The organism is Betaproteobacteria bacterium, from assembly GCA_016194905.1.
Lineage (GTDB): Bacteria > Pseudomonadota > Gammaproteobacteria > Burkholderiales > JACQAP01 > JACQAP01.
Genome location: JACQAP010000021.1, coordinates 373,149 through 385,299, shown reverse-complemented (window position 1 = coordinate 385,299; position 12,151 = coordinate 373,149). Strand labels below are relative to the sequence as shown.

The 12,151-nt window shown below is 61.6% G+C and carries 14 protein-coding genes; 10 read left to right on the top strand and 4 right to left on the bottom strand.

Going from position 1 to position 12,151, the window contains the following annotated elements; translation table 11 throughout:
* The first annotated feature begins 937 nt into the window (after nt 1–937).
* From HY067_15905 to HY067_15880, 6 genes are all read left to right on the top strand, one after another.
* Nucleotides 938–2,233, top strand: a complete 1,296-nt coding sequence (locus tag HY067_15905) for an ABC transporter substrate-binding protein (protein ID MBI3529438.1) — start codon at nt 938–940, stop codon at nt 2,231–2,233.
* 258 nt (nt 2,234–2,491) lie between these two features.
* Nucleotides 2,492–3,388, top strand: a complete 897-nt coding sequence (locus HY067_15900) for a branched-chain amino acid ABC transporter permease (GenBank protein MBI3529437.1) — start codon at nt 2,492–2,494, stop codon at nt 3,386–3,388.
* Between the two features lie 3 nt (nt 3,389–3,391).
* Nucleotides 3,392–4,345, top strand: a complete 954-nt coding sequence (locus tag HY067_15895; protein ID MBI3529436.1) for a branched-chain amino acid ABC transporter permease — start codon at nt 3,392–3,394, stop codon at nt 4,343–4,345.
* Nucleotides 4,342–5,085, top strand: coding sequence for an ABC transporter ATP-binding protein (locus HY067_15890; GenBank protein ID MBI3529435.1), 744 nt, complete (start codon nt 4,342–4,344; stop codon nt 5,083–5,085). The genes HY067_15895 and HY067_15890 overlap by 4 nt, the downstream gene beginning before the upstream one ends.
* 4 nt (nt 5,086–5,089) lie before the next feature.
* Nucleotides 5,090–5,743: an ATP-binding cassette domain-containing protein gene (locus HY067_15885; GenBank protein ID MBI3529434.1), complete on the top strand. Its 654-nt coding sequence runs from the start codon at nt 5,090–5,092 to the stop codon at nt 5,741–5,743.
* A 28-nt stretch (nt 5,744–5,771) separates the two neighbouring features.
* Entirely contained in the window at nt 5,772–5,969 is a 198-nt protein-coding gene (locus HY067_15880) for a hypothetical protein (GenBank protein MBI3529433.1), read from the top strand.
* A 339-nt stretch (nt 5,970–6,308) separates the two neighbouring features.
* Here the strand turns inward: HY067_15880 and HY067_15875 are convergent, their stop codons facing one another.
* The gene (locus HY067_15875; protein MBI3529432.1) at nt 6,309–7,019 is read right to left on the bottom strand and encodes an IS6 family transposase; all 711 of its coding nucleotides are present in this window, start codon (nt 7,017–7,019) and stop codon (nt 6,309–6,311) included.
* Nucleotides 7,020–7,171: 152 nt separating this feature from the next.
* Here HY067_15875 and HY067_15870 point away from each other — a divergent pair, with 152 nt between their 5' ends.
* From HY067_15870 to HY067_15860, 3 genes are read left to right on the top strand one after another with little or no spacing between them, the layout of a single operon-like run.
* Nucleotides 7,172–8,341 (top strand): two-component sensor histidine kinase, encoded by a 1,170-nt coding sequence (locus tag HY067_15870; GenBank protein ID MBI3529431.1) that lies wholly within the window; start codon nt 7,172–7,174, stop codon nt 8,339–8,341.
* Between the two features lie 14 nt (nt 8,342–8,355).
* The gene (locus HY067_15865) at nt 8,356–8,790 is read left to right on the top strand and encodes a response regulator (protein ID MBI3529430.1); all 435 of its coding nucleotides are present in this window, start codon (nt 8,356–8,358) and stop codon (nt 8,788–8,790) included.
* 45 nt (nt 8,791–8,835) lie between these two features.
* Nucleotides 8,836–9,303: a hypothetical protein gene (locus HY067_15860; protein ID MBI3529429.1), complete on the top strand. Its 468-nt coding sequence runs from the start codon at nt 8,836–8,838 to the stop codon at nt 9,301–9,303.
* Here HY067_15860 and dnaQ read toward each other — a convergent pair.
* From dnaQ to HY067_15845, 3 genes are all read right to left on the bottom strand, one after another.
* Nucleotides 9,300–10,007, bottom strand: coding sequence for a DNA polymerase III subunit epsilon (gene dnaQ, locus HY067_15855; protein ID MBI3529428.1), 708 nt, complete (start codon nt 10,005–10,007; stop codon nt 9,300–9,302). The genes HY067_15860 and dnaQ overlap by 4 nt on opposite strands.
* Before the next feature lie 87 nt (nt 10,008–10,094).
* On the bottom strand, nt 10,095–10,550 hold the full coding sequence (gene rnhA, locus HY067_15850) for a ribonuclease HI (GenBank protein MBI3529427.1): 456 nt from the start codon (nt 10,548–10,550) through the stop codon (nt 10,095–10,097).
* Nucleotides 10,547–11,323: a methyltransferase domain-containing protein gene (locus HY067_15845; GenBank protein ID MBI3529426.1), complete on the bottom strand. Its 777-nt coding sequence runs from the start codon at nt 11,321–11,323 to the stop codon at nt 10,547–10,549. Before HY067_15845 ends, rnhA begins: the two co-directional genes overlap by 4 nt.
* A gap of 34 nt (nt 11,324–11,357) precedes the next feature.
* On the opposite strand from HY067_15845, the gene gloB reads away from it, so the two are divergent.
* Entirely contained in the window at nt 11,358–12,122 is a 765-nt protein-coding gene (gene gloB, locus HY067_15840; protein MBI3529425.1) for a hydroxyacylglutathione hydrolase, read from the top strand.
* Nucleotides 12,123–12,151 lie beyond the last annotated feature (29 nt).

Below are 12,151 nucleotides of genomic sequence, written 5' to 3'. Positions count from 1 at the left end.
ATTCCCGGTAAATCCAGGACGGGACTGGAGAAGGTGACATCCCAGTAAAGTTTGGTCCAGGTTTCTACGATAGTGAATACGTCCGGCGCAGGCACGTTCCAGAGCCACATCGTCATCCTGCGTGCGAGTCCGGCAGCTTAGTTCCTAGGGTTTCAGGACGTGTCACGCCGGTTCAGATCTGCTCGAAGGCGAGCTAGCCGTGGCAGGTCAATGCGGGGCACTGCGCGCTCATGCGTGACCGGCAAGAGTCGGCCCAAACCAGACACCCGGGCCAGTCTAAAGCGGTCACTGCGATTCGGCCCCAGCTCTTTCACCCAGCAGGAAGCTGGCAATGTTTCGCGGCTATTACAACCAGCAGTGCGTGCATCGCTCGCTCAACGCCACGACTCCCGCTCAACGCGCCGGCGCAACAGCGCCCGCCCCTGCCAAACTTGATCATTACGGCTGGTGGCAGTATTGCCACGGCCTATTCCAGATCCCGGGGGCCGCTTGATTATCAATTCGCACCCCACATCATCAGCAACGGGCGCACACGCGGCACCAACATCATGCCCGCCTGGAAGGAATCCCTGAGCGAGAACGAACGCTAGGCTTTGACGGCGTACATTCTTTCGATGGCCGGATCGCCGGCCGATACAAGGTAGTCTCTTCCGAAACCGCGATTCCGTCGTCGCGTTGCTATGCAGCAAGACTGCTCGCTTGACGCATTGGGGAGGAGCCGATAGATTGGAATAGCGCGCTGTTGACCCTGGCGGGCTGGGGAAGAGCGCCCGTACGCCGTTCGTGTTGAGCGGAGCGGAGTCGAAACATGAGCGGCCACCCGCACTTCGACTCCTTGGCTGAAGGCACGGAGTTTATCCTGAGCGGCGTCAAAGGGCTCAGTGCGAGTTGCATTTTCATCCAGCGATCGGTCAGTCGCTCCATGGGAGGAGGCGTCATGAGCCGGCATTCGAGATTCCATTCCGCGTTGATCGCGGCGATCGGTCTTAGCATTCCCGCGGGAAGTGCGCCAGCCGCCCCTGTGGCTGGGGCGCCCGCAGAGCTCAAAATCGCAGTAGTCGCATTCCTGTCGGGACCGGCATCCGGCCCCTTCGGCATTCCGTCCCGCAACGCCGCCGATGTCTGGATCGAGAAGATTAACCGCGAGGGCGGCATCGGCGGAGTAAAAGTGGTGCCCGTCTTCACCGACGAGGCGGGTCCGGCCGACAAGGTCGTAACCGAGTTCCGCCGCCTGGCGCTCGACGAGAAAGTGAGCGCGGTCATGGGCTACATCTCCAGCGCCAACTGCCTGGCCGTGCCTCCGGTCGCCGACGAGCTGAAGGTCCTGACCATCGAGTCCGACTGTGGGACGGACCGCGTGTTCGAGGAAGCCAAGCATCCCTACGTTTTCCGGACGCACGCACACACCGTCATCGACGGCGTGGGCGCAGCTCGGTACGTGCTGAGCATCCACCCGGAGGTGAAGACGATCGCCGGCATCAACCAGGACTACGCGTGGGGCCGCGATTCGTGGGAGGTGTTCCAACGCAGCATGCGCAAGCTCAAGCCCGACGTACAGGTGGTCGACGCGCTGTGGCCCAAGCTGTTCGCCGGCGAGTATTCCGCCGAGATCTCGAAGTTGCTCGTGGAGAAACCTACTGTCGTCTTCACCAGTTTCTGGGGAGGCGATCTGGTGACCTTTGCCGGTCAGGCCAAGGCGAGGGGGCTGTTCGAAGAGAGCGTGGTGGTCGTCAACAACACGGGCTCGGACATCAAAGATATCGCGCCGGGGGTACTGATTGGGTCGCGCGGGCCGCATGGCATCGTGTCGCCCGACATGGAGAAGAACCCGTTGCGCAAGGAATTCATCGCGCTGTACCGGCAGAAGTATGGGCTTGCCAAGAACGATTACATCGCCCATGGCGCCTACCATTTTGTGCAGGCGCTGCAGGGGCTGCGTGCCGCTTACGAAAAGGCCATCAAAGCGGCTGGCCGCTGGCCGACCACGGAGCAGGTCGCCGCAGCGTTCGAGGGGCTGGAGTTCGACAGCCCCAGCGGTCACATCGCCATGGCCATCGGCGGTGGCCACCAGGCGATCGAACCCGCGGGTTACGCCATCCTCAAGTTCGACCCCGCTCTGGGGGTCAATGTATTCTCCGAAGTCCGCATGTTCCCGGCCAAATGCGTGAACCCGCCTGACGGGATGAAGAGCCTGGACTGGATCGATCGCGGCTTCCCCGGCGCGCAGTGCTAGCGGGGCTGTTGAAAACCACCAAGAAAGCCGTTCGTGTTGAGCCCTTCGATGTTACTCAGAGCCTGCCCCGGACTTGATCCGGGGACAGGCTACAGGCAGCGGAGTCGAAACATGGGGCGTCAGCCGATCAATGGCTTGGACGCTTCGACTCCGTGGCTGACGCCGCTACGCTCAGCGCGAACGGTGTTTATCAACATCCTGGTAGCCGTCGGGTAGCGCGCCCCGCACTTCGGGTCCGCTATGCGCTGAAAGCCACCAGTGCGTCTTCTTCTCGTTGTCGCACTGGACGGGCTCACGTACGCCTCGTGGCTGTTCCTCGTTTCGGCGGGGCTCACGTTCACCTACGGCGTACTGCGCGTCCTCAATCTCGCGCATGGGAACCTCTATGCGTTGGGGGCGTACCTGGGCGCAACCCTCGTGCTCCGCTACGCAGCGACGGGGTCCATGCCTGCGCTCGCCTACGGACTTCTTTTCATCGCAGCCGTGGTCGTCGGGCTCGTTGTCGGGCCGGTGATCGAGCGTGTGTTCCTGCGACGCGTCTACTCGCGCGACGAAGAGGTGCAGCTGCTGCTGACTTTCTCCATCTCGCTGATCCTCGAAGACGTCGTCAAGCTCACCTGGGGCGTCAACCCGATCTTCGCTGACATGCCTTACAGCTACTTGGGGCGGGTCCGCCTGGGTGGCATCAACTACGCGTGGTATCCGTTTCTGCTCACGGCCATTGCGCTGGCGGTAGGCGGCCTGCTGTGGCTTGTCGTCACACGCACCCGGCTGGGCAAGGTGCTTGCCTCGGTCATCGCCGACCGCGAGGTCAGCTTGACGCTCGGCATCAACGTGCCTCGCGTCTACACATTGGCGTTCACCGCGGGCGCCGTGCTGGCTGCACTCGGCGGCGCGCTCACCGCGCCGATGTTTTCCCTGGCGCCCGGCGTGGGCGCGGAAGTGTTAGTCACGTCCTTCGCCGTCATCGCCATCGGCGGGCTGGGGAGCATCGGCGGAGCTGCCCTCGGATCCATCGTCGTGGGCTTGGCCCGCTCGGCCGCGGTGTACTTCTTTCCAGAGCTCGACCTGTTCGCGATCTACCTGATCATGGCCTTGGTGCTGCTGTTCCGGCCCCAGGGCTTCTTCGGGGAGATCGAGGTGCGCAGGATCTGACGCATGCCTGTGCGCACCCGCACCGCGGTCCTGGTCCTCTTGGGCGCGCTCGTCCTGCTCGTGGGTGTGCCGCTGCTGCTGTCTGGATGGATCCTGTTCTTGCTCACGGTGGCGGGCGCCAAGGCGCTCGCCGTCCTGGGCATCGTGCTCCTGTTGCGCGGCAAGCTGCTGACTTTCGGACATGCGCTTTACTACGCCGTCGGCGCCTACGCGGCCGGGATGGCCGTCAAATACCTGGGCGTGCACGAAGTCCTCGTGTTGCTCGCTCTGGCGCTTGCGGCGGGAGTTGCGACCAGCGCGCTCCTCGGGTTGCTCGTCGCCCGCTACCGCGCGGTGTACTTCGCGCTGCTCAATCTTGCCTTCTCGATGGTCCTGTACGGCATGCTGCTGAAGTTGTACGCCATCACCGGCGGCACCGACGGCCTCGGCATTGCTGAACCGACGCTAGCCAGCTTCCGGCTCGGCGGCTCGTCGCTGCGCCTGGCCATGTATGAGCTGACGGTTGTGCTCGTAGCGTTGCTGGTCTACTTCACCTATCGGTTCTTCATGTCCCCGACCGGCTACACCCTGCGCGCGATCAAGGACAACGAGGTGCGCGTCGAATACATGGGCGTTTCGGTGTGGCGTGCCATCTACGTGTCATATGTTATCGCCGGCGGCCTGGCCGCAGTGGCAGGCGGTTTGATCGCCGTGTCCGTGGGACATATCACGCCCGACCTGGCGTTCTGGTCCCAGTCGGGCGAGTTCGTTTTCGTGGCGGTGCTCGGCGGTACCGGGAGCGTACTGGCCCCGGTCGTCGGCTCCGTCCTGTTCGAGTTCGTGCGCAACTATGCGTTCGAGCTGTCGCCCTACACCTGGCAGATGACGCTGGGAATTATCCTGCTGTTGATCATCTTCTTTCTGCCAGGCGGAGTGTGGAGCCTGACCGCGCTGGTGCTGCGGCGGGGCGGCCGATGAGCGCGCTGCTGGAGACCGTTGGCCTCACCCGATTCTTCGGCAGCGTCCGCGCCGCCGAAGACTTGAACATACGCGTGGACCAGGGCGAGATCGTTGGCATCATCGGGTCCAACGGCTCCGGCAAGACGACGTTCCTGAACCTCGCGACCGGCTACTTGAAGCCAGAACGCGGCCGTATCCTGCTCGCCGGCCGAGATACCTCGGCGCTGCCGCCGCGCGCCATCACCCGGCTCGGTGTGGCCCGCTCGTTCCAGATCCCGCAGCTCTACCTTGGCATGACCGTGCTGGAGACGGTGTTGCTGTCTCTCGCTGCTCGCGCCGGCCACATCGGCGTTTGGAAGCCGCTCAAGCGCGCGGGATGGGCCGACGAAGGCCTGCAGGTATTGGCGCAGTTTGGTCTCGATCCACACGCCGCGCGCCGCGTCGGCGAACTGCCCGAAGGCAGCCGGAAGCTGCTCGACATCGCGCTGGCGGTGGCGTTGCGGCCGCGACTGCTCCTCATGGATGAACCGACAGCTGGTGTCAGCACCGAGGACAAATTCGAGGTGATGGATACGCTTCTCGGCGTGCTCGGCGGCAGCGGGATCACAACTATCTTCGTCGAGCACGACATGGATGTCGTGCTCCGCTACAGCCAGCGCGTTTTGGTTTTCGACCAGGGATTGGTTATCGCGGAGGGCGAGCCCGCCGCCGTGCTCGCCGATCCCGAAGTGCGCAGAGCAGTGCTGGGCCATGCCTGACGACATGTTGAACCTTGCAGGTGTCAAGGTGGCCATCCAAGGCGCTGACGTGCTGCGGGGCGTCTCGCTCGTCGTCCCGCGCGGCGGTCTGGTCGCGCTAGTGGGCCGCAACGGCGCGGGCAAGACCACCTCGCTCAGAAGCGTGATGGGGCTCCTTCCGCTGTTAGCGGGGCGGATCAGCGCGGACGGCATCGACCTCGCGCAGATCCCGGCGTTCCGGCGCGCGCACTTGGGCATCGGTTACATGCCCGAGGACCGGCGGCTCATCGGTCGACTCACGGTCGCCGACAATCTCCTGCTGCCGGCGTGGTCCGGCGGCCCTGCGAACGCATCGGGTCGCCTCGATTACGTTTACGGACTCATGCCCGACCTTGCGGCTCTCGCCAGTCGGCGGGCGGCGCAGTTGAGCGGCGGGCAGCAGAAAATGGCCGCGCTGGCGCGTGCGCTGATGAGCGCCACCAAGCTGCTGCTGCTCGACGAGCCCTTCGAAGGCCTGTCCCCCGGGATGGGCGAGAAGCTTGCGGCGACGATCCGCGAGGTGCAGCGGACCGGGTTATCCATCCTGGTGGCCGAATCCGACGTGAAGCGTGTCGGGTTCGTAGAGCGGACCTACACGATCGAGCGGGGTGAGATCGTCCACGAGGTCGCTGCCGCCTAGCGCGCGGCGCTTCCGGAGGAGTAGGCAAATGAATTCAACTAACCCAAGCGCACAAGCAAGCGCGGGGACCCCGGCGACGCGCCTGCGCGATCTGATCACCGGCTTCGTGCTCTCGTGGAAAATGGGGTCAGTCAACATAACTCCGCCGGCCCCCAGCCTGAACTCTTGCAGAGAACACATCCCGCGCGATCTCGGCAGCCTGCGCATGCGGGTCGTATTGCGGTGAATAAAAGTACACCTTCTCGGACCCATGCGTGGGTCGCTCGATGAGTTGATTCGTGTAACCCCGAGCGCCACTTGAAGTGACCTCCGCGCCGGCCACGCGTTGGCCATTCCGAAGTTGAAGCGTAACGCGCTTGGCGCCGTTCGGCTCCGATGCGAAATGCAGATCTAGTGAACAGTTCCCTACTACCGAAGTCGTTAGGGTGCAAGGGTGGCTTGAGTTGCTTGGCGAGATCCGGGGCGCCGGCCGCAATCTTCTTAACGGTTCTGTCAACTTAACACCGATACGCTTGGAGGATGCCGACATATTGGCGAGCCGGTCGTCGATGAGCCGTATTTCCGATCAGATCGCGGGTCGCGGGTGGATAACTTCGCGCCATTGCGTAAAGCGGCGACGCATGATCTCGCGGTAGTTCACGGCAGCCAGTAAATGCCGTCCGGGACGGAAGAATGATCCAATCACCCCGAAAACTGAGAGGAATCTCTGTGCATGCCCAGGGGATTTGAAGCCTCTCATGCGATGTTCCCGCTCCCGGGTGAGCTGGTGTGAATTCTCCGCTCGGTTGTTCAACCCTTTGTCCCGGCGATGTTCGACAGATGGCAACACTTCGGCCTTGGCCGCCGCATAACTACCCAGTTTGTCGGTGATGATGACTCGCGGCACGTACCGCATAGCTTTGAGCAACTTGCGAAAGAATTTCCTAGCCGCCGGCTTGTTCCGGCGCGACTGCACCAGAATATCGAGTACCTCTCCGTCCTGGTCTACCGCACGCCACAAATACTGCAACCGGCCATTGATCTTCAGAAAAACTTCATCCAGATGCCAACGGTCACCGGGTCGAGGGCTGCGCGAGCGCAGCCGTCTGGCGTAGAGGTGGCCAAACTTCAAGCACCACTCGCGCACCGTTTCATACGTCACGTCTACCCCGCGCTCATGCATCATCTCCTCCACGTCGCGGTAGCTCAGGGTGAAGCGGAAATAGAGCCACACGCAGCGGCTGATGATCTCGGACGGGAAACGGTGACGGTAATAACTTGGCGCGCAGGGGTTCACGGACGCAGTACATCAGCAATCAGTTAAGCTGACAATGCGATTGCGGATACAAAAGAACTGGCAGATCATTGTAAAAGCAATGGATTTCTAAGCCTCTGTGTTACTGAAACGGCGGCTACGCGTCAGAGCTGATAATCAAGCGGGAGGTAGACATGATAGAGAGCCTTTCTGATTATTTCGGAGGGAACGGTTTCATGCCGCACGGTCATTGTTTCCTCTGGACGCCATCGCTGCTATGGAGCTATGTCATAGCTGACTCCGTCATCGCGGCGTCCTATTACACGATTCCGGTCGCGCTGTGGTACTTCGTCAAGAAGCGGCAGGATCTCCCCTTCAGCTGGATTTTCGTGCTGTTCGGTGTCTTTGTGATGGCCTGCGGTACCACCCACATTTTCGCGATCTGGAACATATGGGAACCCAATTACTGGGCCGACGCGGGAGTCAAGGTGCTCACTGCGGTTGCGTCGGTCGTGACCGCCATCCTACTGTGGCCACTGATACCGCGGGCACTCGCGATCCCGAGTCAGGAACGGCTCAAGCGTACAAACCAGGAGTTACAAAATGAAGTGATCCGCCGTCATCAGGCGGAAACGGCGCTGCGGGAAAATAACAGCGCCTTGGAAGCGCGCACTGCACAGCTCGAAGCCGTCAACAGAGAGCTTGAGGCATTCAGCTATTCGGTGTCCCACGACCTGAGAGCGCCTCTGCGCCACATCGATGCCTTTTCGAAGCTTCTTCTCAAAGAGTCCAAGAGTTTCAATGACACCGAGACGCACTATCTCGACGCAATCACCCAGTCGGCCACCAAAATGGGCAAGTTGATTGACGATCTGCTCGCTTTGTCACGCACGGGCCGTGTTGCTATTCGTGAGCAACCCGTCGATCTGAACATCGTTGTCGAAGCGGCGCGCAGCGAGTGCCTGCCCGCACGCGGAGGGGATTCCATAGATTGGCGATTAGGTAGTCTGCCGACTGTCCGAGGGGACGCGGACCTATTGCGGGTGGCTTTCACGAACCTGCTCTCCAATGCCGCGAAGTTTACCCGTGGGCGTGACCGACCAATCATCCAGGTCGATTCTCAACCCGGCAACGGCGATGAAGTGATCGTCGCGGTAAAAGACAACGGGGCGGGCTTCGATCCCCGCTATCAGGACAAGCTGTTCGGCGTTTTCCAACGTCTGCACCGGGACGACGAATTCGAAGGCACCGGCATCGGCCTTGCAACCGTGCGGCGCATTGTCGAACGACTTGGTGGCCGCGTCTGGGCCGAGGGCAAGCTTGATCAGGGCGCGTCCTTTTTCGTCGCCCTGCGGCGCGCGTAAGGGGGGTAAGAGCGATGAGAGCGAAAAGCGTTCTCCTTGCAGAGGACAGTGCCCTCGACGCAGAACTCACCCTTAAAGCCCTGCAACCATATCGGCTTACGAATAAAGTCGACGTGGTCAGAGATGGCACCGAGGCGCTTGACTACCTATACTGCCGTGGCCCTTTTGCCGACCGGGAACCGGGCAATCCTGTCCTCATCCTGCTCGATCTGAAGATGCCAAAGGTGGACGGCCTCGAAGTACTGCGGCAGATCAGGACCGATCCAACGCTAAGGCTCGTCCCGGTGGTGGTGCTCACCTCCTCGCGGGAGCAGCAGGATATCGTGGACAGCTATCAGTTGGGCGTCAATGCGTACATTGTCAAGCCGGTGGAATACGAAAAATTTATCGAAGCTGTCCGACAACTCGGCTTGTTTTGGCTGCTGATGAATGAGCCGCCCCTGGACTAAATCCAGCGCCCGGAGGCGTGTTTCCGGACTCTCATCCAATACATCGTGACGCGGGTGCGCGAGACGGTGGAGGGTCTCGCGCAGGAAAGGGGACAGGGACTGCCGGCGATGCGCATCGGGGTGCACACGTGGGCGATGGTGATGCGAAACGGGGACTGTACGATCCCGCACGATCGTGCGGATGCGCATTGGTCGACGGTGTACTACACCGACGCGGGGAACGCGGACGAAGGGGAGCATCCTGACTCGGGGTTGCTCGCGCTCGTCGATCCGCGGCACGGGGGGCGGCCGATGCCGGGCCTCGACCTCCTCGGCGCGACCTTCACCGCGCGGCCGCAAACGGGACGGCTGCTGGTTTTTCCGGGGTGGCTGCTCCACTACGTGAACGTCTACCGTGGGCAGCGGCCGCGCGTGGCGGTCTCCTGCAACGTCACCTTCGAACTGGCTTCGCCGTTGCGGGAACGGTCACTCCAGCGAGCCGATCCCAGTACCGCCCACCTATCCTTCGCCTAACCCGCAGCTTCCAGTTTTTTCCAGAGACAGGCGCCCTTGGCGACCTTGTCGATGTCGTCGAGCTGACGGGTATGCTCGACAAGCTCTTCCGGTGTCGCGCGCACCACGATCAATTCCACGTCCGCGGTCGAAAACGCGCTGTCGAGTACCGGCGAAGAGGCCTCGCCAATGTCCATCAGCAGGCTGTCCTGGCCGCGCGTCATGGATAGATAGACTTCCGCCAGCAGGCGCGCATCCAGCAGCGCACCGTGCAGCGAACGCGCGGAATTGTCGATCTGGTAGCGTTCGCACAATGCGTCGAGCGAATTGCGTTTCCCGGGATGCAACCCCTTGGCCATTTTCAGCGTGTCGGTCACTTGCGGGCAGTAATGCTTTACGGATTTCAACTCCAGCAGTCCGAGCTCGTGATCGAGAAACGCCATATCGAACGGCGCGTTGTGAATGATCAGTTCCGCGCCCTCGATGAATTCGAGCATTTCTTTTGCCACTTCACGGAATTTCGGCTTATCGGCAAGAAATTCGATCGTGATGCCGTGTACCTCCATCGCACCGGCGTCGATTTCACGTTCCGGGTTCATGTACTGGTGGTAGTGCTTGTCGGTGAAACGGCGATTGATGATCTCCACCGCCGCGATTTCGATGATGCGGTGCCCCAGTGCGGGATCCAGCCCAGTGGTTTCCGTGTCGAGGATGATCTGGCGCATACGCTTGAGGGGCTAGGGGCTAGGGGTAAGGTAAGCTGTGCTTCGCATTTTCAGAATTCCGCCTTTGATAGTTTTCTTCCCTAGCCCCTAGACCCTAGCCCCTGCGCGCAGGACTTCTGCGACGCCCTGGTTCGCAAGTTCGTCTGCTTTTTCGTTGCCCGGATCACCTGCATGTCCCTTGACCCAGACCCACTCGATCTTGTGATCGCGCACCAGTTCATCGAGGCGTTGCCATAGGTCGACATTCTTCACCGGCTTCTTGTCCGCGGTGCGCCAGCCGCGCTTCTTCCAGTCGTGAATCCAGAGCGAGATGCCATTGTGCACATACTTGGAATCGGTGTGCAGGCGCACCGTACAACTGCGCTTGAGCGAGCCGAGCGCCTCGATCACCGCCATCATCTCCATGCGGTTGTTGGTCGTCTCCGCCTCACCGCCGCAGAACTCCTTCTCGTGATCGCCCCATTTCATCCACACCCCCCAGCCACCCGGACCGGGATTGCCCTTGCATGCGCCGTCGGTGTAAACATCGACCACGCCGCTCACTGCGGATCTCCGGCCGCGTGATTTCTCCGGGCCGCCATGGCGTCGTCACGCCCATTGGTTTTGTGGGGCACCGCGGCCAGCGCTTTTTTCTTCACCTGGACCGTCTTCCATTGCGGCGTGATGAGGCGCATACCCTGCACGCGCTTGATGCCGTGCAGGTAGTAGACGCCGCCGGCAAACGGCCACCAACGATCGCCCGCCGCTTCCATGAAATTCCACCGGCGCGACCATTTTTCACTGGTGAGGGGAGGTGCATAACTGCACATGCGTCCGCCGGCCAATTCGAAGCCCAACAGCGCCATCCAGTCCTTGATTCTCGGTAGATTGATGAACTGTCCGCACCATGGAAAAACGCCGTCGCGCCGTGCTGCCAGACGGCGCACCCCCCACAGGCTCCAGGGATTGAATCCCGAGAGAACGACGTGGCCCTCAGGCATCAGGATGCGCGAAACCTCGCGCAGAACCTGGTGTGGATTGCTGCTGAACTCGAGGGTGTGCGGCAGGACCACGAGATCGACCGAGGAGGTCTGCAGCGGCAATGCACCGGGATCGGAACGCAGGCGAACCGGACCGTCGCTGCCGATCACGCAGCGAAACGGCATACGGTTGGTGCGCAGGTACGGATATTCCGGAAGGCCGAGTTGGATGGCATTGAAGCCGAATACGTCGGCCAGTTCACGGTCGAAGTACTGCAACTCGGTATCGAGAAGACGGACACCCAATGGCGTGGAAAACCATTCGGAGAGACTGGCCGGCTCGACGTGGATTGACATTCAGTTTTGCAGAATCAAAGATACCGGCATGGATATCACCACCATCATTCCGATACGCGCGTTTCAGGACAACTATATCTGGTGTCTGCGCCGCGGTTCCGCTGCCGTCGTAGTCGACCCCGGCGATGCCAATCCGGTCCTCGATTATCTGTCGAACGAAAACCTGCGGCTCGCCGCGATACTGACGACCCACCATCACGCCGATCACGTCGGCGGCAACACCGTTTTGCTGTCGAAGTATAACGTACCGGTGTTCGGCCCGGCGCACGAGAAGATTCCCGGCGTCACGCGGGCATTGCGGGAAGGCGACACCATTGAAGTGCCCGGCGCAGGCCTTCACCTTCGGGTGTTCGATATCCCCGGCCATACCGCGGGGCACATCGCCTATTACGGCGATGGCGTGCTGTTCTGCGGCGACACCTTGTTTTCCTGCGGCTGCGGAAGATTGTTCGAGGGTACCGCCGCGCAAATGCACTCATCGCTTTCCAAACTCGCAGCGCTTCCCGGCAACACGCTCGTGTATTGCGGCCACGAATACACGCTGTCAAATCTGCGCTTTGCCCGCGCCGCCGATCCGGGCAACCCTGCGATCGATGAGCGCGAGGCATCCGCGCGGGCGGCACTTGCGGATGGAAGACCCTCGCTTCCCTCGACGATCGAATCCGAACTGGCGTCGAATCCGTTTTTGCGCAGCGGCGACCCCGGCGTGGCAACATCAGCCAGCCGTTTTGCAGGCCGCGCCATGACCAATCCGGTCGAAGTGTTTGCGACCCTGCGCAAATGGAAGGATGGGTTTTAGCAGACCCTGCCATGGCCGACCAAAGAACA

Excerpts from the sequence above, each read along its gene's own strand:
- HY067_15865 (MBI3529430.1), top strand. The coding sequence starts at position 8,356 with ATGAGAGCGAAAAGCGTTCTCCTTGCAGAGGACAGTGCCCTCGACGCA.
- HY067_15905 (MBI3529438.1), top strand. The coding sequence starts at position 938 with ATGAGCCGGCATTCGAGATTCCATTCCGCGTTGATCGCGGCGATCGGT.
- dnaQ (MBI3529428.1), bottom strand. The coding sequence starts at position 10,007 with ATGCGCCAGATCATCCTCGACACGGAAACCACTGGGCTGGATCCCGCA.
- HY067_15845 (MBI3529426.1), bottom strand. The coding sequence starts at position 11,323 with ATGTCAATCCACGTCGAGCCGGCCAGTCTCTCCGAATGGTTTTCCACG.
- HY067_15890 (MBI3529435.1), top strand. The coding sequence starts at position 4,342 with ATGAGCGCGCTGCTGGAGACCGTTGGCCTCACCCGATTCTTCGGCAGC.
- HY067_15880 (MBI3529433.1), top strand. The coding sequence starts at position 5,772 with ATGAATTCAACTAACCCAAGCGCACAAGCAAGCGCGGGGACCCCGGCG.
- HY067_15885 (MBI3529434.1), top strand. The coding sequence starts at position 5,090 with ATGTTGAACCTTGCAGGTGTCAAGGTGGCCATCCAAGGCGCTGACGTG.
- HY067_15870 (MBI3529431.1), top strand. The coding sequence starts at position 7,172 with ATGATAGAGAGCCTTTCTGATTATTTCGGAGGGAACGGTTTCATGCCG.
- HY067_15895 (MBI3529436.1), top strand. The coding sequence starts at position 3,392 with ATGCCTGTGCGCACCCGCACCGCGGTCCTGGTCCTCTTGGGCGCGCTC.